At 40.5% G+C, this 26,739-nt stretch carries 26 protein-coding genes; 7 read left to right on the top strand and 19 right to left on the bottom strand.

All coding sequences use genetic code 11. The annotated features are described in order from the left end of the window. Positions 1 to 38: 38 nt before the first annotated feature. From HNQ85_RS13580 to HNQ85_RS13525, 12 genes are all read right to left on the bottom strand, one after another. Positions 39 to 1,301, bottom strand: coding sequence for an MFS transporter (locus HNQ85_RS13580; protein WP_181538266.1), 1,263 nt, complete (start codon positions 1,299 to 1,301; stop codon positions 39 to 41). An 89-nt stretch (positions 1,302 to 1,390) separates the two neighbouring features. After that, positions 1,391 to 1,786: an 8-oxo-dGTP diphosphatase MutT gene (gene mutT, locus HNQ85_RS13575; protein ID WP_181538265.1), complete on the bottom strand. Its 396-nt coding sequence runs from the start codon at positions 1,784 to 1,786 to the stop codon at positions 1,391 to 1,393. 453 nt (positions 1,787 to 2,239) lie between these two features. Then, on the bottom strand, positions 2,240 to 3,637 hold the full coding sequence (gene rlmD, locus HNQ85_RS13570; RefSeq protein WP_181538264.1) for a 23S rRNA (uracil(1939)-C(5))-methyltransferase RlmD: 1,398 nt from the start codon (positions 3,635 to 3,637) through the stop codon (positions 2,240 to 2,242). 76 nt (positions 3,638 to 3,713) lie between these two features. After that, the gene (locus HNQ85_RS13565) at positions 3,714 to 4,640 is read right to left on the bottom strand and encodes a diacylglycerol kinase (RefSeq protein ID WP_181538263.1); all 927 of its coding nucleotides are present in this window, start codon (positions 4,638 to 4,640) and stop codon (positions 3,714 to 3,716) included. 205 nt (positions 4,641 to 4,845) lie between these two features. Further along, positions 4,846 to 5,763: a LiaF transmembrane domain-containing protein gene (locus HNQ85_RS13560; RefSeq protein WP_181538262.1), complete on the bottom strand. Its 918-nt coding sequence runs from the start codon at positions 5,761 to 5,763 to the stop codon at positions 4,846 to 4,848. Then, positions 5,760 to 6,839 carry a hypothetical protein gene (locus tag HNQ85_RS13555; RefSeq protein ID WP_181538261.1) on the bottom strand — a complete coding sequence of 360 codons (1,080 nt, stop codon included), beginning with the start codon at positions 6,837 to 6,839 and terminating at the stop codon, positions 5,760 to 5,762. The genes HNQ85_RS13560 and HNQ85_RS13555 overlap by 4 nt, the downstream gene beginning before the upstream one ends. Further along, positions 6,836 to 7,288 (bottom strand): anti-sigma factor family protein, encoded by a 453-nt coding sequence (locus HNQ85_RS13550; RefSeq protein ID WP_181538260.1) that lies wholly within the window; start codon positions 7,286 to 7,288, stop codon positions 6,836 to 6,838. The genes HNQ85_RS13555 and HNQ85_RS13550 overlap by 4 nt, the downstream gene beginning before the upstream one ends. Then, the gene (locus HNQ85_RS13545) at positions 7,285 to 7,848 is read right to left on the bottom strand and encodes an RNA polymerase sigma factor (RefSeq protein WP_181538259.1); all 564 of its coding nucleotides are present in this window, start codon (positions 7,846 to 7,848) and stop codon (positions 7,285 to 7,287) included. The genes HNQ85_RS13550 and HNQ85_RS13545 overlap by 4 nt, the downstream gene beginning before the upstream one ends. A gap of 248 nt (positions 7,849 to 8,096) precedes the next feature. Beyond that, the gene (locus HNQ85_RS13540) at positions 8,097 to 8,411 is read right to left on the bottom strand and encodes a hypothetical protein (protein ID WP_181538258.1); all 315 of its coding nucleotides are present in this window, start codon (positions 8,409 to 8,411) and stop codon (positions 8,097 to 8,099) included. Between the two features lie 221 nt (positions 8,412 to 8,632). Next, positions 8,633 to 10,201, bottom strand: coding sequence for an IS200/IS605 family accessory protein TnpB-related protein (locus tag HNQ85_RS13535; protein ID WP_181538257.1), 1,569 nt, complete (start codon positions 10,199 to 10,201; stop codon positions 8,633 to 8,635). Between the two features lie 543 nt (positions 10,202 to 10,744). Further along, complete coding sequence (locus HNQ85_RS13530; RefSeq protein WP_181538256.1) at positions 10,745 to 12,268, bottom strand: flotillin family protein; 1,524 nt, start codon at positions 12,266 to 12,268, stop codon at positions 10,745 to 10,747. A gap of 2 nt (positions 12,269 to 12,270) precedes the next feature. Beyond that, a complete protein-coding gene (locus HNQ85_RS13525) occupies positions 12,271 to 12,822 on the bottom strand; it encodes a hypothetical protein (protein WP_181538255.1) in 552 nt (183 codons plus the stop codon). Positions 12,823 to 13,415: 593 nt separating this feature from the next. Between HNQ85_RS13525 and HNQ85_RS13520 the strand changes: the two genes are divergently transcribed. Next, positions 13,416 to 14,087: a hypothetical protein gene (locus tag HNQ85_RS13520; RefSeq protein ID WP_181538254.1), complete on the top strand. Its 672-nt coding sequence runs from the start codon at positions 13,416 to 13,418 to the stop codon at positions 14,085 to 14,087. Between the two features lie 182 nt (positions 14,088 to 14,269). Continuing rightward, entirely contained in the window at positions 14,270 to 14,677 is a 408-nt protein-coding gene (locus HNQ85_RS13515) for a KH domain-containing protein (RefSeq protein ID WP_181538253.1), read from the top strand. 217 nt (positions 14,678 to 14,894) lie between these two features. Here HNQ85_RS13515 and HNQ85_RS13510 read toward each other — a convergent pair whose 3' ends face one another. After that, the gene (locus tag HNQ85_RS13510) at positions 14,895 to 16,118 is read right to left on the bottom strand and encodes a S1C family serine protease (protein WP_181538252.1); all 1,224 of its coding nucleotides are present in this window, start codon (positions 16,116 to 16,118) and stop codon (positions 14,895 to 14,897) included. A gap of 181 nt (positions 16,119 to 16,299) precedes the next feature. Here HNQ85_RS13510 and HNQ85_RS13505 point away from each other — a divergent pair, with 181 nt between their 5' ends. From HNQ85_RS13505 to HNQ85_RS13490, 4 genes are all read left to right on the top strand, one after another. Beyond that, positions 16,300 to 16,962, top strand: coding sequence for a response regulator transcription factor (locus HNQ85_RS13505; RefSeq protein ID WP_181538251.1), 663 nt, complete (start codon positions 16,300 to 16,302; stop codon positions 16,960 to 16,962). 34 nt (positions 16,963 to 16,996) lie between these two features. Beyond that, positions 16,997 to 18,334, top strand: a complete 1,338-nt coding sequence (locus HNQ85_RS13500; protein WP_409994138.1) for a sensor histidine kinase — start codon at positions 16,997 to 16,999, stop codon at positions 18,332 to 18,334. 163 nt (positions 18,335 to 18,497) lie between these two features. Then, on the top strand, positions 18,498 to 19,028 hold the full coding sequence (locus HNQ85_RS13495) for a hypothetical protein (protein ID WP_181538249.1): 531 nt from the start codon (positions 18,498 to 18,500) through the stop codon (positions 19,026 to 19,028). Further along, positions 19,028 to 19,678 (top strand): PspA/IM30 family protein, encoded by a 651-nt coding sequence (locus HNQ85_RS13490; protein WP_181538248.1) that lies wholly within the window; start codon positions 19,028 to 19,030, stop codon positions 19,676 to 19,678. Before HNQ85_RS13495 ends, HNQ85_RS13490 begins: the two co-directional genes overlap by 1 nt. 130 nt (positions 19,679 to 19,808) lie before the next feature. Here HNQ85_RS13490 and HNQ85_RS13485 read toward each other — a convergent pair whose 3' ends face one another. The 5 genes from HNQ85_RS13485 to HNQ85_RS13465 all read right to left on the bottom strand — a co-directional run bounded on the left by HNQ85_RS13485 (position 19,809) and on the right by HNQ85_RS13465 (position 24,460). After that, positions 19,809 to 19,982 carry a hypothetical protein gene (locus HNQ85_RS13485; RefSeq protein WP_181538247.1) on the bottom strand — a complete coding sequence of 58 codons (174 nt, stop codon included), beginning with the start codon at positions 19,980 to 19,982 and terminating at the stop codon, positions 19,809 to 19,811. A gap of 674 nt (positions 19,983 to 20,656) precedes the next feature. Continuing rightward, positions 20,657 to 22,087, bottom strand: a complete 1,431-nt coding sequence (gene gatB, locus HNQ85_RS13480; RefSeq protein ID WP_181538246.1) for an Asp-tRNA(Asn)/Glu-tRNA(Gln) amidotransferase subunit GatB — start codon at positions 22,085 to 22,087, stop codon at positions 20,657 to 20,659. A 13-nt stretch (positions 22,088 to 22,100) separates the two neighbouring features. Then, complete coding sequence (gatA, locus tag HNQ85_RS13475) at positions 22,101 to 23,558, bottom strand: Asp-tRNA(Asn)/Glu-tRNA(Gln) amidotransferase subunit GatA (protein ID WP_181538245.1); 1,458 nt, start codon at positions 23,556 to 23,558, stop codon at positions 22,101 to 22,103. A gap of 14 nt (positions 23,559 to 23,572) precedes the next feature. After that, positions 23,573 to 23,863: an Asp-tRNA(Asn)/Glu-tRNA(Gln) amidotransferase subunit GatC gene (gene gatC / locus HNQ85_RS13470; protein WP_181538244.1), complete on the bottom strand. Its 291-nt coding sequence runs from the start codon at positions 23,861 to 23,863 to the stop codon at positions 23,573 to 23,575. Between the two features lie 153 nt (positions 23,864 to 24,016). Beyond that, positions 24,017 to 24,460 carry an Lrp/AsnC family transcriptional regulator gene (locus tag HNQ85_RS13465; RefSeq protein WP_181538243.1) on the bottom strand — a complete coding sequence of 148 codons (444 nt, stop codon included), beginning with the start codon at positions 24,458 to 24,460 and terminating at the stop codon, positions 24,017 to 24,019. 127 nt (positions 24,461 to 24,587) lie between these two features. Here HNQ85_RS13465 and HNQ85_RS13460 point away from each other — a divergent pair, with 127 nt between their 5' ends. Next, the gene (locus tag HNQ85_RS13460) at positions 24,588 to 25,058 is read left to right on the top strand and encodes a carboxymuconolactone decarboxylase family protein (protein ID WP_181538242.1); all 471 of its coding nucleotides are present in this window, start codon (positions 24,588 to 24,590) and stop codon (positions 25,056 to 25,058) included. Positions 25,059 to 25,111: 53 nt separating this feature from the next. Here HNQ85_RS13460 and pruA read toward each other — a convergent pair whose 3' ends face one another. After that, on the bottom strand, positions 25,112 to 26,659 hold the full coding sequence (pruA, locus tag HNQ85_RS13455) for an L-glutamate gamma-semialdehyde dehydrogenase (RefSeq protein ID WP_181538241.1): 1,548 nt from the start codon (positions 26,657 to 26,659) through the stop codon (positions 25,112 to 25,114). Between the last annotated feature and the right edge of the window lie 80 nt (positions 26,660 to 26,739).

Below are 26,739 nucleotides of genomic sequence, written 5' to 3'. Positions count from 1 at the left end.
ATCCTTTTGCTTCATGCCAATACTAATGAAGCAAACAGCTACGATGGGATTGCCTTCTCTTTCGTTTCTATTGTAAAACCAAACGCTTCCGGCTTCACTTCATCAGTTTTTGGTAAACTCCGCAACATTGGTATGATCAGCCAATAGAGAGAAATAAATAGCATGCCAAACGCTGGAATGGCCAATACGTGCGTACTCCCCCATTGGACTGCAAGCGTACCTGCTAGAAACGAAGCAAGCGGCATTGCACCAACACATATGCTTCCGACAACAGTGATGACGCGGGTAAAATAACGGCTCGGAACAATGCTTTGCATTAATGCTGAAAATAATACATTTGTGCCGCCAATCGGCATGAGTGACAAAGCGAATAGCACAACACTTACATACACATTTGGCACATATACAGCCGCTTCCCACAATACCGCCGTCAAGAAAAACATGAACACGACGACTTTCCCAAATGGAAAACGCTGAAATACCGGAGCGAATAACGAACCGATAAGCATACCAATCGACAATGACGCCAAATAAAATCCATACATCGCCGCCCCGCCGCGTTCGTCCGCATAATCGGGCAATACTGCTGTTACCATCCCAAACGCAAAATTCGCGACAACACTTCCAAGAACTACTATAATAAGCGACGAGCGAAACACAAGTCCTACACCTTCCTTTAAATCACGAACATACTTTTTGAATGATTGCTCTGCTTTGTCTTCATTTAACCGCTTAACTGGTAAACGAAGCGAGATAAAGCAAAGCATCGCTGCGATGAAAATAATGGAATCTACCCATAAAATCGTTGCTGCACCAACCCCGGTAATTAATAAGCCGCCAAATGTCGAAAACACAAACTCCATTCCGTGAAAAGCAAACGAGAACGCCGTATTTCCTTTCACAAGCTGCTCTTTCTCCAGTAACATCGGCAATAATGCAGATTGAATGGGAAAGACTAGTTGATTAATGAGCGCAAGTAACGGCATGATCACAAGAATCATCCATACCGATAAAAGGTCAAACAAGTCAGCAATCGGAATCAATAAAACACCCCCGGCCTGAAGCATTTGCGTGCCGACTAATGTTTTTTTCACCGGTAATTTCTCAACAATCGGTCCAAGGAACATTTGCAAAGCGTTCGGGAGCATCACTAAAAATCCGGCTAAGCCCGTATAAAATGTAGAACCTCCCATTTTATGAACAAGCCACATTGCTGCCACTATGTATAAACTATCTCCCGCATTGGCAAGCAGCCTGCCGATAAACAACTTTACAAAATTTGAATTATGCCAAATTGACATCTCCTTCTCTCCTATTCCTTTAATCGTTTCCAGCAGTGGGGGTCTGACCCCCACTATATTAACGCATTAATACGTTAATGTGACGGGGGTCAGACCCCTTTTAATAATGCCTCTACGGTTGGAATGTCAGCAGGTGCCCATTCAAGGGAGTGTAAGTTTCGAATCGGTACCCATTTTAATTCTGCATGTTCTTTCGCTTTCGGCTCTCCTTCAACGATTTTCGCTTTATATGTAAGCAAATGAACAATGATATTCGGATATTCATGATGAACTTCTTTCATTTTTTCATACACTTCAATGGTACAGCCTAATTCCTCATGAATTTCTCTCACCAATGTTTCCTCAGGATTTTCTCCTTCTTCCATCTTTCCGCCCGGGAACTCCCAAAAATTAGGCAGTGACATTTCCGGAGAACGCAGTGCACACAAGATTTCATTTTGCTCGTTATAAATCACCGCACCAACCACACGAACGGTTTTCTTCACTACATCTCGCCCTCTCATTCCTATATTTTCCAAACTTATTTTATCAAACAGTAGAACATGAAGAAATGAAAACGAGAAATGAATAACTAACAAATTCCTATTCATACTTAAAAGTTCCTAGAAGGACCAGTGAATCATGAGCATTGACAAGCATATGACAAAAATAAGCCCATTATCTCAGATCATTTTGGTGCGGAGATTGAATGTAGAAGGGGTATAAACATAAAGGCTGATCACCTCTCGCGCAACCATCATATATAGTACCCGTGTTATATATATGATGGTTGTGGATTCTGACACTTCGCTTGAGGGTCAGCCTATTTTTTGTAAATATATTCAACAAAATCCTCTAGCTACATTCCTTGTTTCGAAATTTCTACCTATTAAATTGAATGGCTAAATTGGTAACTACCATGCTTAAACTTAACGTTCGTTTCCATTTCATTAAAACCCTTACGAACCAAAACAACTTGTCTCTTCTTTCAACACCAGCTTCGCGACGTTTTCAACATGATTTGTATGCGGAAACATGTCCACTGGCTGCACTTCAATTGTCTTATACCCGCCATCTTCGAGAATTCGTAAATCCCTTGCCAATGTCGCCGGGTTACATGATACATACACGACGCGCTTAGGTTTCATGGCAATGATCGTTTGCAGCAAGGCTTCGTCGCAGCCTTTGCGCGGCGGGTCGACGACGATACAGTCAGCTTGGATACCTTGTTCATACCATTTTGGAATGACGACTTCTGCTTCACCGACGGCAAATTCGGCGTTGTCAATACCGTTAAGCTTGGCGTTGCGTTTGGCGTCTTCAATCGCTTCCGGCACAACTTCTACACCGTATACTTTTTTCGCTTTCTTCGCTAAAAAGAGCGAAATCGTACCGATGCCGCAGTAAGCGTCAATGACTGTTTCTTCACCTGTTAACTGTGCATATTCTAGCGCCTTTTCATATAGCACTTTCGTCTGTTCTGGATTGACTTGATAGAAGGAACGAGCCGAGATTGCGAATTTGATATCACCGATGTAATCGTAAATGTATTCGGCTCCCCACAACACTTTCGTCTCATCACCCATAATGACGTTCGTCCGTTTCGGATTGATGTTTTGGATGATGGACTTCACGTTTGGGACGTTTTCGATAATTTCTTGAACAATTTTCTTTTTATGAGGTAAATCTTCCGTGCGCGTAATGAGAACGACCATTACCTCTTTTGTCACTGCTCCATAACGCGCCATAATATGACGAAGCACACCTTTATGTGTTTCTTCATTGTATGCTTTCACACCATATTTTTCACAAATCTTTTTCACCGTTTGTACAACAACATCGTTCATTCCCTGCTGGATGAGACAGGCTTCCATATTGATGATTTCATGGCTGCGCTGCTGGTAGAAGCCAGCAACAAGTCCCCCTTCGCGCTCGCCAACCGGCACTTGCGCTTTATTGCGATAGCGCCACGGATTACCCATACCAAGCACAGGATGAACAATGACGTCTTCAATCTTCCCGATACGCGCGAGCACTTCTTTCACATGTTTATGTTTTGCCTTTAACTGTCCTTCATAGCTTAAGTGCTGAAGTTGGCATCCGCCGCATTGTTTATAAATCGGACACGGCGCATCCACGCGATCCGGGCTCGGTTCATATAGTTCAATTAAGCGGCCATAGCCGTAGCCTTTTTTCACTTTGATCACTTTAATTTTCGCCTTTTCCCCAGGCAGTCCGTTGGCAACGAAAATCGGAAACCCGTCGATTTTCGCAACACCAGCACCGTCATGTGTTAAATCTTCAAAAGTCACGTCATAGTATTCATTTTTCGCAACTGGAGCTTCTACTTTTGTCATCGTTCCTACTTCCTTTTCGTAAAAATGCTGCACTGATTGTATCATACAATTGCTTTAGACACAAAAAGAGAACAGGTTACTGCCCTGCTCTCATTTGTCTTGCTTTTTCTTTCGGTACAAATACTTCAAGGTGTTGATACAAGTTGACGAACTCGCCAGGCAATAGTCCGCCGTACTCGCCATCTAAATTAAGCTGGATTTTGTTTGGCGAGGTGACTTTGATGCGGTTGGCCTTCGTATAAATTAAATGTGGATCGTTAATGTGCTCACCTCTTGCGGCAAGCGTTGCAATGCGAATAAATTCGGCAAGATTGGTTTTCTTTAAAATAATTAAATCAAACATGCCATCATTTAACGAAGAATCGGGTGCCAATTTTTCGAATCCACCAACAGAATTCGTAAGCGAAACTAAGAATAACATAATTTCGCCTTCATATACTTTGCCGTCATACTCAATACACGCCTCGGTCGCTTTAATTGACGGCAATATTTCAATTCCTTTTAAATAATATGCCAGCTGTCCAAGCATCGTTTTTAATTTGCTTGGTACTTCATACGTTAACTCAGTTAAGCGACCGCCTCCGGCAATATTGATAAAGTAATGTGTTCTACCTTCATTTGTAACACAGCCAATGTCGATTGGCACGGCTTCACCGTTGACAATGACATCGCATGCCCCTTCAATTGTGCGCGGTACACCAATCGCCCGGGCAAAATCATTCGTCGTGCCAACCGGAATAATACCGAGTTTTGGGCGATATTCTTGATCAGCAATTCCATTCACTACTTCGTTAATTGTACCATCTCCACCAGCGGCGATAACAAGGTCAAATTCACGCTCTACGGCTGCTCTTGCAGCTTTCGTTGCATCCCCCGCCCCTGTTGTCGCATGGCAAGATGTTTCATAACCCGCCTGCTCCAGCTGAATTAATACATCAGGCAAATGCTTTTTAAATATTTCGCGTCCTGATGTTGGATTATAAATAATTCTTGCTCTTTTCATATCCCCATCATCCTATTTGTTATAAGATAAGTTACCATACCTTTTCCACTATTTAACATAATATCGAAACGAAAAGGTTGTTGCAATTTTTTCGTCTTATAAATGTCCATATTAAAGAAATATATACAACAACTGAGATATTATATCAAAATCCATCGAAAATTTTCATTAAAAAATATGCTGGTACCAGACCCCATTTAATCTTCTAGTTAATCACATGTACCGCTACACGTTGCGAATCGAAAACATAAATATGATGAGTTCCGTTTCCTAACTGAATCTTTCCTTTAAACGCTTGCGGTGGCAAGTCGTCTTTTTGAGGTCCTGTGCTTTTTTCTCTTTGCCATGCTATATTCCCGTCTTCTAAACTCTCATGTGTCACAGCTGTTACGAGAATATTTGTATTTTTATCTAATTCAATATGAACGCTCTCTGCTTTCGAAACGGTCCAATTGGCGGCAAGCTGTCGCGGATAAAGAAACACTGAATTATATCCTCCTCGTACTTCGAGCGAAAGATGTTGGGGAATCATTACGGTGGGAGTCATCGTGCTCATCGTATGGAACAGTCCTTCCTTCCGCGGCATTTCTTTTATGGTCATATACATTGTGTCCTCAACAATATTCATCGTAACATAATCTTCTGGCCTTTGGATGTCATTAGCTGAAATTGACTGGTACGTTCCAAAAATCTGGATTTCGTTACCTTTGCTTCCTTCAATCACAACGGGTTGACTTCCCGTTCTTAACACGATTCTTTTAATCTCGGAAGAAACAGATTGACGTACTTCCGGTAAATGAAAGACTCTCGTTTCCGCACTGACTGCGGTGCGAAATTCTTGCAGTATACCTGTTGACGAAAGCAATACAAATCCTACCGCTACTGAACCAAGCACTCCGATAAAGATGATACTTAGAAAATCATATTTGATAAATGTATTTTCCCTCTTTGAAAAATAAAAATGCACAAGAATTTCAACACCGAGCACCACTAAGAGAAAAGGCCACCAGCTCATAAAAATGTCTGCAGCCCCCATTCCTTTCCATTGAGAAATGAATAACACGATACCAAGTAAAATAAGGGAGGCGCCCATCGACACCGTCCCCACACGCCATTTTCTCATTTCATCTCCTCTCCCTTCTTCTCTTTACTGCCTAAAAGCAGCTTGATTCCGCCGCCAATTAATAAAATGCAAACAATCGTCGTTTGAAACAATCGTTGATACCAGTAATAGAGGTCGATTTGTAACAATTCCGATAGATATGGAGCAAACGTTGGAAGTAAGATGCTGTCAAGGAAATAATAGAGCCCCATCAACAACAAACCGACTCCAATCCATTTTTGGTGATTCACAAAGTAAGAAACAATCGGAAGGTCTTCTAGTTCCTCTTCGCCGTACTTCGACGCCTTCTGCAATGCATCAAAAAAGCTGTAAAACCAAATGAGCGGAATAAGGAAGAAAAATGCCGACAGTCTTAACACATCCATCACATAAATCGCCAGCAAAAACGCAGCCATTAATTGCAATCCTCTGCGCTGCAACCCTAAGTACATATGACCCGCGCCAGGAAATATAGAAAGGATAGTCGCAAGTGTCTTGCTTTTTCTTCCGTCCTCGCGTTTTATTTCAAAATCTTCAAAAATCGTTCGATCGACCAGTGGCTCACCATTTTGTTTTCGGTTAAGCTGTTGAATCATATCAAACATGTTGTAAATCCAAATGATCGGCAAAATTCCTAAAAAAACTAGAAAGCTACCTTCATGTGTCAATACAGCCACAAAAAATATCATGATAATAAGACCAAAGAAACTAATTAATAACGTTAACCCGCGGTTCATCAAACCAAGCTGAAAATGTCCAAGCCCTGGAATGAATGAAAGCAGAATGGTATAAAACTTTTCGTTATCTTCGTTTGACGGCAAATTCATTCCTTCCCCTTGTACAGGCGTATATTCCGGCTTTCTTTTTATGAGTGTAAGAATCATATCTAAAATACTGATTAACCAAATAAGCAAAGAAAAGAGCGTTAAAGCGAGCACGTCACTGTCATGTGTCAAAAACGCTAGACCTATCGCCATAACAATGGGCGCAAAAAAGCCAAAGCTGTAGAGCACTCCCCTTGCTCTCTTATTTAAATAAAAATGACCAGTACCAGGGATAAACGATAAAAAGAACGCGACTAACGAATTTTTGTTCATCGGCTGTTCCCTTCCTCCTTTTTGTTCGGTTTTAACCAATCAAGAAATGATAATGTTTTATCCATCCATTGTTCCGTATAGGACGGTCTGTTTTCTGATATATTTGTTCCTAGAACGGCTGCATTCGTTGCAGATTGGAAAATTCCAGAAGACATAAACCCAATCGTAATGATCGCAGCAATTCCGTAATGAAGCAGTTTTTGTTTATGCTGTGGCTTCTTCATCCGCTTCAGCTTTGCATCTAGCGCAGCTTGTTCAAGGATGACATCGGCTGAAATAGCTTTCTCTGAAGGAGTTGGCAATCCGGAAGCACTCTGTTCAATGAGCTCCATATATACCGCTAAACATTCATCACACGAATAAAGATGATTCTCCATTTCTTCTCTTTTTTCTTCTGGCAATACATCAAAAATGAATTGCCGCCATTCTTCTTTTGTGTAATGACTCATCGAAAATCCTCCTCCTTCCAATTCTTTCTTAGCCAATTGCGTGCCCTGTATAGCTTTGTCTCAACTGTTTTCACTTCGATGTTTTGTTCTTTAGCAATTTGTTGATACGATTTTTCATCAATGTAATAAGCATAAATTACCTCTCGATAGTTAGGCGGAATTGCCTCAAGACGTTGACGAATTCGCTCCCGTTCTTCCTTTTGGATAATCGGAAGCTCGACACTTTCATTCGCTTCCACCTCAATAACCTCCAACATTTCTTCGCGCTTCCGCTGCATTTTCCGCTTTACATCAATTGCATAGTTCACGGCAATGCGCGTAATCCATGCTTTAAAACCCTGTGATTGATATTGGGGGAGTGAAAGATACATTCGGACAAATACTTCTTGTGTGATATCTTCGGCATCTTTTTCATTACGAATAATCGAGTATACTGTTTTAAATAAATAATCACGGTATTTCTCGATTAATAAGCGAAATGCATGCTCGTTGCCTTTCTTTACTTTGGCGATTAAAGCTTCGTCTTGAATCTCACTCTCCCCCTTTCTATCTGCTTTCATTTATATAGACGAAACAATGGCTCATTTCCCCTACACTTTCTCGCAAATTTTTTATGATTTTTTCAATCATAGCCTAGTTATTCTTTCATGTTAATTTCTAGACAATAAAAAAACGCCTTATTAAAAGGCGCTCATTTCATCCGTAACTAAACAAAAAACGATCTCATCAATGCACACGATCGTCCTATTACGTAATAAAACGATATGTTGATCTTAATCCCCCACCTATTCGCTCACAGTTCATATTTTCATCGAGAAAACAAGTTCCCGCCTTCAAAGGGGTCATATACTTCGAATAATTTATAAGTTGGTTTCTCCTTTGTAAAGTTTTTAAGTTCGTTCTCTAATTTAGGAAACAAAATTTTATGGGCGTTTTCTGCATCATTTTTTGTATCCCAATAGTTCAAAGCTCTATATTCACCAGTTGTATCATCAAAAAAATACACATTACCTCTAAATCCGGGTAAGTTTCTATTGATTGTATCAAATTCTTTTGCCAATCTCTCTGCAACTCGTCTTTGCCCAGTTCCTAATTTATAGCAAACCAAACGAGCATAATACATTTTTATCCCTGGTTACTAAAATCTATAAAAATCGACCCATCACGATGGAACCAGGAAACATCGCTTACCGCTCAGGAAACACCTGAGTTCCATCAGGAAGGGAATCCCCTTGTCATTCACCTGCTGTGAAAGACACCCCGTGGCTCGCTGTTAGCGACGGCACCTGTCGTGCACCATTCCTTCCATCGGTCAGTACACGACAACGATGTTAGTAACCAGGTCTACACCTCCTTTAGTTGAATTTGATACTGGTTCAGCCAACAACATTTGTGCAATATATTCCATAATGACCATTCATGTTCCTCTTTGAAGTTCTCTATCTTTTTTAACATCATACCTAGATATTGTCGTTGTTTTGTTCCGCTTTTTGATTGCTTGTAGGATTCTTCCATCGACCCTAACATGGCAATCAAATGGCGTTTCACGTTCGTTTTGATGGTGTCAATGAGTTCTTTTGGCAATCGTTCATGATACCCTAATCCCCGTCTGCCAATCACCAACGCCGCACTTTCATGAACGGATAACCCGTATTTTTTCATATACTTGAAACGACCGATAACGCTGGTATACGCTGGATTCACTTTTTTGATGTGAAACCCAAGCCGTAAGCCCCGACGAAGAATCGCTTCTGTTAGCTTTTTCTTTTTGAAATGGTGTGTCAAGCGATTGAATCGTTTGTCTGTATCGTGTTGCTGTCTTAGTTGAATGTTTTCGATGACCACTGCGCCCACGTTTTCTTGAAGCAACCAATCGTACACATTGCGCACGGTTTCTCCAACGATGTTGTTTCGTTTATTCGCTTTCACATATTCGAGTTCATGACAGTAAAACACTTTCGATTTGATGAAGTTTCCTTGTCGAGAAATAATGGTCACCGCAATTCGGTCAATGTTGATGTCAATCCCTGCTATTTGTTCCCCTTGAATCAGTTCATCGTAGGTAAGTTCTCTACCATACACTTCTTCCTCATAAATGAGATGTAGATAATACTCTCCGTTTTTGCGTTTGATTTCAACCGTGTATGGCTGGTAGTCGATGATGGGCTTCCCTTTTGAATTCACACCCGCCTGCTCGCCCATAACGACATCGATGACTTCCTGTTCATATTTTTCAGGAACAGACACAGGGAATCGTAAACGGGGAGCAGGTTTGCTTTCCTGTTGCCCAAACGGATTGGCGATTTCCACATAACATTCATAGGTGTTATCGTCATACACTAGGCGAATATTTAAGTTTCCTTTCTTGCTTTTATCTCCCCGAGCGTACAACTGATTCGAGCGCAAATCTTTCCATTCTTCGTTCGTGATTTTTCCTTTCAAACGCTTATAAAAGTTTGGTTTTCCACCAAAAATCACGCTTGGAATCGTCCCTTGTTCCAGATGATGCGTTAGCTCGGCTTCTTTCGCCTTTAACTTTTCTAACCGTTGGCGCAATCCTCCCAAACATGTTAGAAGATCGACATTCTTCGGTGTTTTTCGTCCATGTTGATACTCATCGATTTTCTTTTCGGTTTTTTCGATTTTCGCCTGCACATCCTCTATCCGCATCGGAAGTAACTCACGTTGAGAAGTAATCAGCGATTGAGCAAGCAAGACCGCATCTTCGGCATACCGTTTGTTGAGCGGAAATTGGTGCGGAAGATGCTTGATGATTTCTTTTGCGTTCCTTCCCTCCAGTAAACGGTTGAACGCATATCGCTTCGCTGAACAAAAGACGCGCAATAATTCATCCAATGAACGAAGTTGTGATTCATCATTAGAAACGATTTTTATCACCCGAACCGTTTTCATCTCCTTGCCTTCCCCCTATGTTTGGATTCTTCAGAACATATATTCGCTAAATCTTCTTCATTTCCTTTTACATGAGGAAGGGGGAGATCATTTTTTATCATAAGACAGGAGACGATGGAAAAGATGGAGAATATCCATCCCTCCACGTCCAATAATAGAAGATATTTACATGATTTCATATATTTTTATAGATGTTTAACAAACTGCTTATACCTCCCGTTTTGCAATATTGGTTTACTTATAAATATATGAAATTTACATTAGAAAGATGACGGAGGGATAGAAACATCATGATCTATTACAGCACCAGCTTTTACGATGCAACTTCACCCTAAAATACCATTATAAGGAAAACAAAGAAAATCCTTATTTGGAGCAGTCCGTCAATTAAACAAAACCCCACCTTTTATGTGAAGTCATGTATTCTATTATGAAAAAAGAGCGTCATAGAGTGATATTAAAGATACAACCAACATTCCGTTAACCTCCAATAAAAAGCTGTCCTGATGTTTTTCATCAAGACAGCTTTCCCGTTGTATTTCACTATTCTTCGTTCGCTTTCTTTTGTTCAGCGATTTCCTTCGTTAATTGGTCAATGCTGTTTTTTACATTGCCTTTTCCTGAGAAGTTCTCAAGCAATTCTTTCACATCAATGCCAGAAGAGGCTTTAAGTGATTCTTGCAATGTGGCCATTAAGTTTGTCGCATAGCTAGTGACTTTGTTTGCTCCGCTACTCGCATCGCTACTTCCTGTATCGACAATTGTAATCTTATCGATGTTCGCAAGCGGGCTTGCCACTTGTTTCGCATATTCAGGAAGCATTTTTAAGATCATGTCGAGAATCGCCGCTTTGCCGTATTGTTCGAACGCTTCGGCAATCTTTTGCTTCGCTTCGGCTTCCGCCAGACCTTTCAAGCGTATCACCTCGGCTTCGGCTTCCCCTTTTGCTTTTTCTGCTTCCGCTTTTGCGAGTCCGTCGATGCGTACCTTTTCCGCTTCGGCTTTTGCCATCGCTTCGATGCGATATTTGTGAGCATCTGCTTCGGCCATTTGCTTTACTTTTTCCGCAGCGGCTGCTTGCTCGACGGCATAACGGTCCGCATCTGCTTTCTTCTTCACTTCAGAATCATATTGACGCTCGCGGCGTAAAATTTCTTTTTCTTCGAGCTCAATTTGCTTTTGACGCTCAATAATTTTAATTTGCATCTGCTGCTCAGTTACTTCTTGTTTTGCTTTCGCTTCTTCTAAGTGATACGCTTGGTCCGCACGCGCTTTCGCGATATCTTGTTCACGACGGAACTCTGCTAACTTAAGTTGGTTGATTTTTTCTGCTTCCGCAATTTCCGTCAATCGTTCTAATTCCGCTTTTCTCGCTTCTTTATCTGCTTCAGCACGTTTAATGCGCGTCTCTTTTTCCGCTTCTGCTGTAGCAATATCGGCATCACGCTTCACTTGAGCGATGCGCGGCTTACCTAAGGAATCGAGATAACCATTTTTGTCACGTACATCTTTAATCGTGAATGATACAATGACTAATCCCATTTTCGCTAAATCTTGTGAAGCAACGCGCTGTACCTCTTGTGAGAACTTATCGCGGTTTTTATAAATTTCTTCTACTGTCATCGAACCGAGAATCGAGCGGAGATGACCTTCTAATACTTCTTTTGCCTCGTTTTCCATGTCTTGTCTCGTTTTTCCTAAAAACTGCTCAGCGGCTGTGGCAATTTCTCCAATCGAGCTGCCAACTTTAATGATCGCCACGCCGTCCGCCATGACGGGAACGCCTTGCTCTGTATATACTTCCGGCGTTTGTACATCAAGTTTAATGGACAGTAAGCTAAGCGGCTGGGCTTGCTGGAAAATTGGCAATACAAACGTACCACCGCCGCGAACAATTTTGATCTTGTTTCCAGATTCATCAACATGGACATTTTTGCTGCCAAGATAGCTTCCTGTGACAATGAGCGCTTCATCAGGACCAACAGTGCGATAACGTAAAATGAAAAGTGCCACCAGACCGACAAGCAAAAAGACAACAACACCAATGACAACAAGCAACGGCATCATTCCTATTCCCCCTTATAATCAAATTCGAAATCATATGGATTATATTTCGCTACTTTCGCAAAGCCTTTTGTCATCTCCACGATAACCACTTCCTTCCCAGATGGAATTTCTTCATTTTGAATGCTTTGAGCCGGCTTCGAAATAGCACCGCTTTTACTTTGAATTAAAATCTCACCAAATCCGTCTTTTGGAAGAGTCACAATCACTTTCGCAATACGCCCTTCCAAATCCGCTTCCGAATAATTAAGCGATGTTTCTGCCGATTTTAACGGAATGAATACAAAAAAGTGCAAAATTATTACAATAATCAAGCCGATTCCAACGCTGGTAAGGCTGATTAACACATCAGAAAATTCAGTATATTTTCTGAACAAAAATCCAGAGGCACTGAAAACAGTAAGAAAAGATAAAATCAATTGCGGGCTTAAAAAGGTAAAGTCGGGAAAATCAAAAATTCCATCTAACACATCGCTTAACACAATATAAATGAGGGTTACACTGCCACTGACAATGAGCATAAATAAGTAAATGGTTTCAAGCGGATATCCGAACATCTCCATCTTCCCCTTTCAGCCCGTGTTCGATTAATAATACGAACTAAACCACAAGATGTTTCATAATTTTTCTATTTAGGGAAAAATTTTTAAATGTTTCTTTAGCTGAAGAAATAAGACAAAAATGATTCAAATGCTGTTATCGTACCAAACACTAAAAATTTTTGTTTGGAAAAACCGCAGCATTCCCTAAACAATATACGAAATGTAAAATAAAGACACTGTCCTAAAGAATAACGGGTTCGGTTTTCTAGTACAAAACATTAAATAGTACAGCAATTATCAGTCCAATTCGCTTAGAATTGGACTGATTCATTTTATTGATATGACGAGGTTTTTGGGAAAAATGGAGGTAAAATGGCACCCTAATTCGCACCTTATTTAGCAAGGTGACAGAAGTTATTGTCATCCTGCGAATTCATATGTTAAAACAATTGCCAATTACTTTGCTAAATTTCATATTTATAAAGAAGGTTTACTGGATATTTATGTTAAAATTAAGATGACCGTTCTTCAACTAACGGGGCAGTTTAGTTGAATAAGCCTAAATGATAATATAAAAGAAATAATGGCGAATATAGGGGCGATTCAAAATGGATTACTGGAGAAATAATACGATTTGGTTTGACGAAATCCCCGATAATCTTTATCTTCATCTAGATTTAAAAGAAGATAAATTAAAAGAAATGATACCTCAAGATATTGAGTATTTAATCTTATGGCATCATAAAAAGAGTAAGCTGGGTAACTTTGTTGATATTCCTGAAAATCTCCTCTATCTAGAATTAAACAGGTCCAATATACAAGATTTCCTTGGGATAGAAAAAATGAATAAATTAAAGCGTTTAGAATTACATTATTGCACTAAATTACAATACGATTATGGTTTATCAAAAGTAGCTGATACCTTAGAACATTTGCATATTAATCAATCAAAGAAATTCGTTCCAACCGAGGAGTTATGTTCACTTAAGAATCTCCGAGTTCTTTGCCTTAACTCTTGTGGCAATCTTGAGAATCTGTCTTTTTTAAATCACTTCCCTAAGTTAATTGATTTTCGATTTGTTGATACTAATGTTATGGATGGTGACTTATCACCAATATTAGAACATCCAACAATTAGAAGCGTCAGCTTTCTAAATAAAAGGCATTATAACATCAGTGATAAAGAAATGGACTCTCTTTTAGAAGAAAAAAATAATGGTGAAGAATATAAATCTGTTATAGAGAAAGGGAAATTTCAAACTTTTAGATATATCTATTAACTAATGGATACCTTGTTGAACTAACGGGTGCTATCCTCTAATAAGGATATCCGCCTTTTTTTATTTAATTAAAGAGGCAGAATAGTTTAAGAATGCAATCTATAACTTATAGTATTGATAAAATTGACAAGCAATGTGGGGAAATGTGGAAATTAGTCAGAAGTGAAAAGGAGTGAGGAAGAATGAGTTTGGCAAGCTATATTGGTTGTAATGTAGAGATACCGCTCAGTGATGAAGATTCAGATGATTTGATTATAATTGGTGATTGTTTCTCGAATAAGTATCATCGAGAAAATGTAAAGAAACGTCAGTTTACTACTCCTTATGTTTATGAGGTATCAAGTCATTGGGGGATTGAAATTTCGAAGCATATGAGTCCAAAATTGCTTGCTGAATCGAAAGAGAAACTACTAGAACTATGTAAAATTATGGACAGTCATCTTCAAGAAGGTGATTTTTTTGAATTGTATAGTTGTTGGGTGGGGGAAGAAACTGAAAAGCGAGTAGGTGAAATAACTCTTAGAATCAATGACTTTGACATTGATAATATTGAAATACCTGAAAAAACGTTGGTAAGATTTTGGAAATAAAGTCTTGTTCAACTAACGGGTGCGTTAGTTCAATAAGCCAATGGAAAAAAATCGCTCAGAGCTCTTATGCCCTGAGCAATTTTTATGGCAATTATTGTGTTAATTTGCTTGTTAATTCGAGTGCTAATTTTACTGTGATTTTAGCCGCTAATTGCGATTTTGTACTTCAAAACCGAACCCGTTACCTAAAGAAACAGTGTCTTTTATTTTATAGACATCATTGACGCTCCTGGCGTTCGCTCAATTTGAGAGAGACATTCATTTGTTTTCCGTTACGGAAAAGCTTTAGGCTAACTTGTTCGCCAATTTTTGTTTTCGTATAAAGATATTTTCTTAATGCACTGATACTATCGATCTTGGTGTCATTTATAGATACGATGACATCTTTTGCTTGGAGTCCCGCTTCCGCCGCTGGAGAAGAAGGTTCAACGGCTGTAATGATGACTCCTTCTGTTACATTTTCCGGCAAATTTAACTGTTCAAGACGAATCGCTGACGGAAAATCGCTGACATTTCGCAATCCTACTCCAAGATAGGGCCGCTTCACTTCTCCGTACTGTAATAAATCTTCCACAATCGGCTTCACATCTTCACTTGGAATCGCAAATCCTAATCCCTCTACACCAGCCTCTGAAATTTTAAGGCTATTAATTCCAACAACTTGTCCGGCGCTATTAATCAATGCTCCGCCGCTGTTTCCCGGGTTAATCGCCGCATCGGTTTGGATAACGTTTAAATCCCACTCTCCTTCTGAAGTAGAAACGGAAATCGTTCTTTTGCCGCTGACAATCCCTTGCGTAACCGTACTTGCTAAATCGAGTCCTAATGGATTGCCAATCGCCGCTACTGGTTCACCGATGCGAAGCTTCGATGAATCTCCGAAGCTGGCTGTCTTTTTCACATATTGACCATCGATTTTTAATACGGCTAAATCTGTTAATGGATCGGCACCTACCATTTCTGCCGGAATTCTCTCTCCGTTAGCAAGAGATACTTCTACCTTATTAGCTCCTGCAATCACATGGTTATTTGTAACAATGTAAGCATCATTTCCTGATTTTTTAAAAATAACCCCTGATCCTGTACCAGCTTCTTGTTCTTGAGACAGAGATGAGTAAACATTCGTTTGCTGCTGAATGTTGATGATGCCGACAACTGCTTCTGTTACATTCGCAATCGCATTCATCATGTTGTCTGTGCTATTAGAAGTGGCCTGAATCGGAAGCGTATTTTCAGAAGTTTTCGTCCCCGCTACGATGGCTGTTTTTTCATTTTTCATATTGTGAATAAATGAAATGAGTTCATTCCCTTCGAGAACAGGAGCGAAATAAAGGGTCACAGCGCTTCCTAAAACCGCTCCTGTTACTGAGGCAAACAAAAATGGGAAAAATCTTCTTTTTTTACGTTGAGCGTTTGTATTTTCATATTCTTGTAAGTTCATCTTATATCCCCTCTTTCATTCGTTTTCATTTGTCTGGCCTCATTCTAAAAAACAACGGTGAAAATACGGTGAAAAAGAAAAAGAATAGAAACTATACTTGAGTACATTTTCACTTATTTTTCACGAACATTTGCTATGATGATTAATAAGTAGAAGAAAGAAAGAAAGGGAGAACGAACGAATGAAAATTCTTCTGGCAGAAGATGATTTATATTTAGGGGAACTGATTGTGCATATGTTAAAGAAAAAAGGGGTCGACAAAGTCGATTGGGTTGAGGAAGGCGAAGACGCATACGAATATGCACTTGCTTCCTTTTATGACGTCCTCATTTTAGACTGGATGCTGCCAAATGGCGATGGTGTAACGATATGCAAGCGTCTCCGCCAAAAAGGCTATTCGGGAGCGATTTTAATGCTCACCGCGAAAGATGCTGTTCAAGACCGCGTTGAAGGACTAGAAGCAGGAGCGGACGATTATCTCGTCAAACCATTTGAAATCGATGAACTCATGGCGCGCTTAAAAGCATTGTCCCGCCGCACGTTTGTGCCGATTCAAGAAGAAACGATTCACTTTAAAGATTTTGTTCTAAATCGGACAAGCCATACACTCCATCGCGGTGATAAAGAAATTTTTCTAACACCGCGCGAGTTTCAACTTCTTGATTTGCTTTTACAAAATAAAGGGCATGTATTATCTCGAGAGGTCCTTCTCGATCGCATTTGGGGATATGACGCGGACGTTTCGATGAAAACAATTGATGCAACGGTCAAACTACTTCGAAAAAAACTAGATGCTGACATTATTAAAACCGTGCGTGGGGTGGGGTATAAAATTGAAGAATAAATTTCTTTCGTTCATTTTTAAAAACAAGCAAGATATGTTTCGCCTCACCCAATGGCGTTTAACCACACTTTACAGCGGGATGCTGATGATTTTTCTAACGTTTTTTATCATTATCGTCTATTCTCTGTTTTACGTCATTATAACCAATGACCAAGAGCGACGAATTATGAGCCTTGCCGAGCAGGAAACGAAAGCGATTAAAGACATCCTCCTTCAACAAACAGTTCCCGGCTTTATCGAGAATCAAAATGTTGTATTTTTAAGCGAAGACCAATTCTTTTTTTATGTTACCAATTCGCGCGGGGAGCTCATTATGGGCGATGAAGTGAACAAAAAATTACGGCCATTTCTTCTTGAGACATTGAACGATTGGACACCGGAAGAAAATGAGCTTAAATATGTCGAAGTTCATATCCCTCGGCATATGCATGAGTTTTCGCGATTTCGCTCCGTTGACTTAAAGCTGCTTACCGTCGCCCGTCCGATTATCATAGAGAACCATTTTGTCGGCGTGTTATATATCGGGATGGATATCACGTTTTTTTCAAAAATTTCTAAGTGGCTGTTGATCCTTCTCATCGGGCTGACGGTGTTATTTATCGGTTTTGCCGTTTTCCTAAGCCATTTGATGTCAAAACGAGCGCTCGTTCCGATTCAAGAGGCTTACAACCGTCAACGTGAGTTCGTTGCGAACGCTTCCCATGAGCTGCGGACACCATTAAGCGTTATTTTCTCATCGGTCGAAGCGTTGGAAATGGAAGAAGACATCATAACAAATGATTTTAGTAAAAAAATCTTGCACCGATTGCGAGACGAAGTGAAACGAATGAAAAAGCTGATTAACGACTTGCTGACACTCGCCCGAGCCGACTCGGAACATGCGTCACTTGAATTGATGAAGGAAACGTTTGATTTCCGTCCTCATGCCGAGAAAACGCTCCAATCGTTAGAAGAGCTGGCTTTGAAAAAGGAAATCCTCCTTCATTTCGACTCTCCTGAATCCGTCATCGTTTCTGGAGATGCCGATAAATTAACACAGCTATTATACATTCTCTTAGATAATGCTATTAAATACACACCAAATGGCGGCGAAGTTTCCGTAAAACTTCATATCGAATCATACAAACAGCGACGTTTGCTAATCATCTCTGTCAAAGATACAGGAATCGGCATCCCGCCTGAAGATGTCGGAAGAATTTTTGAACGCTTTTACCGTGCCGACAAAGCGCGCACCCGCCAACACGGCGGACACGGCCTCGGCTTATCGATCGCCAAATGGATCGTCGACGCTCATAAAGGACAAATCGATGTCTATAGTGAAGTAGGCAAAGGCACAGAGTTCATTGTAAAAATTCCTTTTTCTCTATCGTAACCTCTTATTACATCCAAGGCACTTTTCACAGCGAAAAGTGTCTTTTTCTTTTTAGAAAAAAAATTTTTTCAATCCCCCTGCTTTTTTCACCTAATTTTCTCTTTTCTTCCCTACAATGCCAAGTGTAAACAAGCTCACTAAGAAAAAAGGAGGTGAAATACGAATGAAAAAGAGAACCGTGATCCTATGGCTTTTGCTTTTCGCCATCATTGCTTATGGTGCTGTTCGCAGCGGATTTTTCATGAACATGGGGTTTGCTGGACGCTATAACGGAATGCCAATGATGGACATGCCTCCTCATCATGGACACGGTGCATTTGAACACCACCGCTTCGCCTTTCATCATGGTCCGCACAGAGGCGGAATGATGCCTCCAAACGGCTGGATGATGTTCGGATTCATCCCTCTTCTTTTCCAGCTGGCGATGATTATGACCGGATGGGGAATCTGGAAAACAGCTAACCGTTCTCGCGCTTGGAAATGGACAGGACTGGCGTTCATGATCATTGGATTCGTGGCGCTTTTACCAAAAATCTTGCTCATTCCATTCGCACTATTCGCTACCTACGTCATGTATAAACAAACGAAACGCCCAGTGTTCAATGAGGAGCTGCCATCATTGACAACTCCTATCATGCAGCAACGTGATTTTTTAGATGAATGGGAAAAGAAAATTCAAAAGGAGGAAGAATAATGGGACTTTTTAAACGGGTCAAAAATGTGATGCTCGCCGATTTACATGACTTTGTCGATCGATTAGAAGACCCTATCAGCATGACAAAACAATACCTTCGCGAGCTCGAAGACCAAATCGAAAAAGCACAGCTTGCTCTATCACAGCAATTTGCCGTTGAACATCGCTATGAACAGCTGATTCAACAAGCAAAAGAAATGATTGAAAAAAGAGCGCGCCAAGCGAAACTGGCCGTAGAACGAAAGGAAGAAACCATCGCTAAAATGGCGCTACAAGAAAAAATTGTATACGAGAAAAAACTTGCTTCCTATCAACAACAATACGAAACATTGAAAGAAAAAACAACATACTTAACAGAACAATTAAAGCAGCTGAAAGAAAAGTACGAAGAACTAAAAGTAAAGCAGCTGGACTTAATTGCCCGCGCCCATGCGGCTAAAGCAATCAAAGACATCAATGCATCGCTCGTTTCTTTTAGCCCGGACCATGCCCTTAAAGGCTTCGCAAGAATGGAAGAGCGCGTATTTGCTCTTGAAGCCGAAGCAAAAGCAAGCAGCTATGTATACGAATCAACCAAACCGCTTCACTTCGACCCTCTGCTGCAAGAGGAAGTCGAAAAAGAACTAGAGCAATTAAAAGCGGCCCAATAGCTACCTAATCCCCCCCTTTTTATATAGATTCCCCCCTTGCGTGGAGCGAGGGGGATATTCATATATGTGAACTGCAATATGTATTTACTTACAAATATTAGAAGTTTCTCTGGATAAACTGAGGAAACTTCTAATGTTTAATCAAAAAACCATAGATCAGTAAGGCATTCATAAGAACCATATATAGTATAAACTGAAAAATCATAATAGACGCTACTTCTTTAAATTTCTCAGCCAAGAAAAAAACAGCTAAGCCCCCTATAAGAAACTCAAGCATTGGAGCCCATACGATCAACCATTTCATATATTCTCCTCCACGTTCATCTTTGATGTCTCATATTTATTCATACGCAACTTCTTTACAATATACTTTAATCCGAAAGAATTCACATAGCAATCTATAAAAATCGAATTACCTCTAATTTGGACACATTCTATCTTATTTTAGGCTATTCGTAAAATTTCTCGTTTTTGCTTGGCAAAGAAAAGATAAAATCTGCCTTATACTCGAACTTCTTTAATCATTATTAACACTTCTGTTTTCGCTATTTTATAGAATTAATTCTTGCGGCAGAAGATCGAGAATAATCGAATGAATCCTCCGTTCATTATAAAGCCGCAGTAGCTTGATAAGCCTCCTCATAGCTGTCAAACACCATTCTCCCTCGACATTTTTCCTTCAGTAAACGGTAAAACGCTTCAATATAGGTATTCCTATTCAGTGTCCACGATAAAATCCCGTTCATGCTCGATTTAAAATCTCTCACAAGCAGCTTCAAAGGTATGTGAGATGAATGGCAGTCCATTATCGGTTCGTATCACAAGTTTATCCTTAGCTCAATTAGCTGATGCTTGAATAAGGCACATTGAAGAGTCTGTACCACATCGTTTCTTGAACAACTTAATCCTAATATGAAATTTTCGAAAAATAAAATCAAAAAACGCCGGCTGCATATCGCATACAGCCAGCGTTGATCATTAACGTTTATTAATTTCTTCTAATAACAATTTATTGACAAGCGGCGGGTTGGCTTGTCCTTTTGTTGCTTTCATAATTTGGCCGACTAAGAAGCCAATCGCGCGGTCTTTTCCGTTTTTGAAGTCTTCCACGGATTGCGGGTTCGCATCGAGCACTTCGAGAACGATTTTACGCAATGTAGCTTCGTCAGAAATTTGAACAAGTCCTTTTTCCTTGACGATTTGTTCTGGATCTCCGCCTTTTTCAACAAGTTCTTTAAACACTTTCTTCGCGATTTTTGAAGAAATCGTGCCATTTTGAATGAGCTTAATCATGCCAGCAAGGCTTTCTGGTGTTAACGCGATTTCATGAAGCTCTTTTTGCTCTGCGTTTAAGTATCCAGATACTTCAACCATGAGCCAGTTCGAAGCCAATTTCGGATCAGCTCCGTTAGCTACTGTCGCCTCAAAGAAATCAGCCATTTCTTTCGTGAGCGTTAATACTTTCGCATCGTACTCCGGCAAACCAAGCTCTTCAACATAGCGTTTTTTGCGTTGGTCTGGAAGTTCTGGAATGGTTGCTCGCACTCGCTCTTTCCACTCATCATCGATGTAAAGCGCAACAAGGTCTGGTTCTGGGAAGTAACGATAGTCTTCAGAACCTTCTTTTACACGCATCAAAATCGTTGTTTTTGTTGCTTCGTCAAAGCGACGTGTTTCTTGTTGAATGACACCGCCAGAAAGAAGGATTTTCTCTTGGCGCTTCGCTTCGTATTCAAGTCCAGCGCGAACGAAGTTGAAAGAGTTTAAGTTTTTCAACTCTGTTTTTGTACCGAACTTGTCTGAACCGATTGGACGAAGGGAGATGTTGGCGTCGCAGCGAAGCGAACCTTCTTCCATTTTACAATCGGACACGCCTGTATATTGAATAATGGATTTTAACTTTTCAAGATAGGCATACGCTTCTTCCGGTGAGCGGATATCTGGCTCGGATACAATCTCAATGAGCGGCGTACCTTGACGGTTAAAGTCTACTAATGAATAACCGTCGCCTGTATGCGTTAACTTACCGGCATCTTCTTCAAGGTGAATGCGCGTAATGCCGATTTTTTTCTTTTTGCCGTTTACCTCAATTTCAATCCAACCGTTTTTGCCGATTGGTTGGTCATATTGCGAAATTTGGTACGCTTTCGGGTTGTCTGGATAGAAATAGTTTTTACGGTCGAATTTTGTATGTGTCGCAATTTCGCAGTTTAATGCCATTGCCGCTTTCATGGCAAATTCCACCGCTTGTTTGTTTAAAACAGGGAGAACCCCTGGATAACCTAAGTCAATCACGTTCGTTTGTGTGTTTGGGGGTGCTCCGAAGTCAGTTGGACTGCTTGAGAAAATTTTCGACTTTGTTTTTAATTCGACGTGGACTTCAAGTCCGATGACCATTTCAAAGTTCATTCTTCTTACCCCCTTACAGTGCTGGTTTTTGTTTATGATAGTCGGTTGCTTGTTCAAACGCGTGAGCAACGCGGTAAATTGTGCTTTCGTCGAAGTGTTTACCGATAATTTGCAATCCTAGCGGCAAGCCGTTAGAGAATCCGCACGGAATCGAAATTCCCGGAACACCGGCAAGGTTCACCGGAATCGTTAAAATGTCGTTTGCATACATCGTTAATGGATCACTTGTTTTTTCACCAATTTTAAACGCTGGAGTTGGCGTCGTTGGTCCGATAATCACATCGTATTTTTCAAACACTTTTTCAAAGTCTTGTTTAATTAACGTACGCACTTTTTGCGCTTTTTTGTAGTAAGCATCATAATAACCAGAGCTTAGCGCGAATGTTCCAAGCATAATGCGGCGTTTTACTTCGTTGCCGAATCCTTCGCTGCGTGTTTGCTTGTACATATCAATTAAGTTTTTCGCATTGTCTGTGCGGTAACCGTAGCGAACACCGTCAAAGCGAGCAAGGTTCGCTGACGCTTCTGAAGATGATAATAAATAATAAGTTGCAAGCGCATATTTTGAATGTGGAAGCGATACTTCTTCCCAAGTTGCGCCAAGGCCTTCTAACACTTTTAATGCATCTAATACAGACTGGCGAACTTCCTCCGATACACCTTCACCTAAATATTCTTTCGGCACAGCGATTTTTAAGCCTTTAATGTCGCCTGTTAATGCGGATACATAGTCAGGAACATCGATGTTCGCAGATGTGGAATCCATTGGGTCAAGACCTGCGATCACTTGTAAAAGGTACGCGTTATCTTCAACTGTACGCGTAATCGGTCCAATTTGGTCAAGTGAAGATGCGAAGGCAACAAGACCAAAGCGAGATACGCGGCCATATGTAGGTTTTAATCCAACAACACCGCAGAATGCTGCTGGTTGACGGATCGAACCACCTGTGTCAGAACCTAACGCAAACGGGACTTCCCCTGCGGCAACGGCTGCGGCAGAACCACCGCTGGAACCGCCCGGTACGCGCTCCAAATCCCAAGGGTTGCGTGTTGACTGGAAGCCGGAGTTCTCTGTAGAAGAACCCATCGCAAACTCGTCCATATTTAATTTACCGATTGTAATCGCATCTGCTTCATGTAAGCGCTGCATAACCGTCGCATCGTAAATTGGATCAAAGTTATAAAGGATTTTACTTGCGCAAGTAGTACGCAGCCCTTTTGTTACGATATTGTCTTTAATTCCAATCGGCATACCGAAAAGTAAGCCAAATTCTTGTTCTTTCGCAAGTTTTTCATCTAGCTCTTTTGCCTTACGGCGAGCGTTTTCTTCATCTAATGTTAAAAACGCTTGCACTTTATCTTCTACTTCGGAAATTCGTTTAAATGATTCGTCTACTAGGTCGGAAACGGAAATCTCTTTCTTATGTAACATGCTATGTAGTTCGGATACTTTATGATCAAATAAAGACATCTATTCTTCCCTCCTTACTCAAGAATCGCCGGCACGCGAATTTGTCCGTCTTTATGGTCCGGTGCGTTTTTCAACACATCTTCAACAGGAATACCTGGTGTTGGCACATCTTCACGCATGACGTTTTTCATATCAAGCACGTGCGAAGTTGGCGGAACGTTTTCTGTATCTAATTCGTTTAATTGCTCGGCAAATGTAATAATCGCATCTAATTGTTTCGTAAACATTTCTGCTTCTTCATCTGTAATCGCTAAACGCGCCAAATGAGCCACGTGTTTGACTTGTTCAATAGAAATTCTTGACATACCCTTTCACCTCCGAGAGTTTCGACCTTTCACAATATAATGATGATACCAAACTTTCGCCCATTAAAGCAACATTTGCCACTGGGATTTGTCGAAAGAAAGCGGATGTTCAAATCGTTATGACAATCCCTCATTCATGATGATGTTAAACCTTCATAACGGTTCTAAAGAACTATTTTTTATTTTTACTTCTGACAAAATAATATGGGAAACAGTCCCAGCATAACTGATGACTTCGTTAATAAATTCTTCTAATTCATGTAACGCTGCTAGACGCAGTTTTACCATATAACAAGCCCTTCCAGCGATTCGATAACAAAAAACCGCACGCGAATCACGCTCTATAAACCTTTTAAACCGCTCGTACTCTCCATTTTTAAGGGTGACCTCTACTAAACATTCGATACCTAGCCCTAATTTTTTATAGTTTATATTCACAGTATATCCTTCGATAATTCCTTCACTTTCTAATTTTCTAACCCGTTCCGCTACGGAAGGAGCTGAGAGATTTACCTTTTTTGCCAGCTCTCTCATCGATAATCTTGAATCGTTCAGCAACTCTAGTAAAATACGGCGGTCAATCTCATCTATTTTCATTTGAATCCTCCAAACAAAAATTATATGTCATTTGTAAAGATATTATCAGAAATCAATTTCATAAGAAATGGGATTAAGCGGTTTTATCCAATAAAATGAAAATAGTTGATTAAAAGGAGGATTGAGCATGCCGCGTATTGCACTTTCAGAACGTGAAGGAACGAATTTTGAAAAAGCATTATCAAAAGTCCCAACATTAAAATCGCTTTATGATGAGCTTTATCACTTTCTGTGGAACGACCGTCTATTGTCCAAAGAGATGAAGGAAAAAATCCGGTTGTATTTAGCTTATATCAACGGCTGTGTGACTTGTATGAGCCTTTCATACATTGAGAATGAGGAGTTGAACACAAAAATCGCCGAAGCCATTCGGAACAATGACTTCTCACATTTTTCACCGCTTGAACAAAAGTTATTTTCGTTCATTGAACAATATCGGATATCTCCGCGTTCCATTACAGATCAGGATGTCGAAGAGTTACGACATCATTTCACCGATGATCAACTCATCCACGTATTAGGTCTCATTAATTTATTTGACAGTTTTCATAAACTAATCGTTAGTTTAGATTTATACGACTTTTGCTCACGAAGCTAATGTTCAATCCAGCGAAAAACCCTCTCTTTCATGGAAGAGAGGGTTTTTCTATATTAAAACATTTCTGACGTTGTTTTTGCTTGCATGTGAAGAATCAAGTAGTCAGGGCCGCCTGCTTTAGAGTCTGTACCAGACATGTTGAAGCCACCGAATGGTTGGTAACCAACGATCGCGCCTGTGCAGCCGCGGTTGAAGTAAAGGTTACCGACATGGAATTCTTCACGAGCTTTTTCAATGTTAAAACGGTTTTTAGAGATGACCGCACCTGTTAAGCCATATTCCGTGTTGTTGGCAATTTCAAGCGCATGATCGAAGTCTTTTGCTTTTGTGAAAGCAACAACTGGACCGAAGATTTCCTCTTGCATGATGCGAGCTTGAGGATCGACATCGGCAAATACAGTCGGTTGAATGAAGAAGCCTTTTGAATCGTCTCCTTCGCCGCCAGTCATTAACTTCCCTTCTTGTTTACCGATTTCAATGTATTCCATGATTTTGTTGTAAGCAGACTGGTCGATGACAGGACCCATGAATGTGCCTTGTTCAGCTGGGTTGCCGACTGTTAATTGTTTTGTCAATTCCACAACGCGATTTAATACTTGATCATATACTTCTTCAAGCACGACAGCGCGAGAGCATGCTGAACATTTTTGACCTGAGAATCCGAATGCAGATGCAACGATGGATTGTGCCGCTAATTCAAGGTCAGCATCCTTATCTACAACGATTGTATCTTTACCACCCATCTCCGCGATGACGCGTTTTAACCAGATTTGACCTGGATGTACTTTCGCCGCGCGTTCGTAAATGCGGATACCAACATCACGAGAACCAGTGAAGCTGATGAAACGAGTACGTGGATGGTCAACTAGGTAGTCACCAACTTCAGCGCCGCTTCCTGGAATGTAGTTTAATACGCCTGCTGGAAGACCTGCTTCTTCAAGCACTTCTACAAACTTGTAAGCAACAACTGGTGTCGCGCTTGCCGGTTTTAAAAGAACAGTATTACCTGTTACAAGAGCGGCAACTGTTGTACCTGCCATAATCGCAAGCGGGAAGTTCCAAGGTGAAATAACAACGCCAACGCCAAGCGGAATGTAGAAGAAACGGTTAAATTCATTTGGACGGCTTTCAACAGGAATACCGTCTTTTAATTTTAACATTTGACGGCCATAGTACTCTAAAAAGTCGATGGCTTCTGCTGTGTCAGCGTCCGCTTCTTTCCATGGTTTTCCTGCTTCTTTTACAAGCAATGCGGAAAACTCATGTTTACGGCGGCGCAAGATGGCAGCTGCACGGAATAAAATGTCCGCACGCATTTCTGGTTTTGTTTTGCTCCACCATTTAAATGCTTCATCTGCTACTTGCATTGCTTTTTCTGCAAGCTCTTTATTTGCCTTAGAGACGCGTCCAATTACTTCGTTTTTGTTTGCCGGGTTAATGGAAACGATTTTGTCTTCTGTAGAAATGCGCTCTCCACCAATGACTAAATCATAATCTTTGCCAAGATATGATTCTACTAGCTTCAAAGCATCTTCAAATGCTTTTTTATTCGTATCGACCGTAAAATCTGTAAATGGTTCATGCTTGTAAGGTTGTACCATCTTTTGTGCCCCCTTTGTTGAATTGCAAAAGCGTTTACAAACTACACTTATCATTCTAACTGATAATACAGGCTTATTCA

It is taken from the genome of [Anoxybacillus] calidus (assembly GCF_013760845.1).
Taxonomy (GTDB): domain Bacteria; phylum Bacillota; class Bacilli; order Bacillales; family Anoxybacillaceae; genus Paranoxybacillus; species Paranoxybacillus calidus.
Note: the sequence above shows the minus strand (reverse complement) of the source record. Positions and strands in the feature narration are given on the sequence as shown.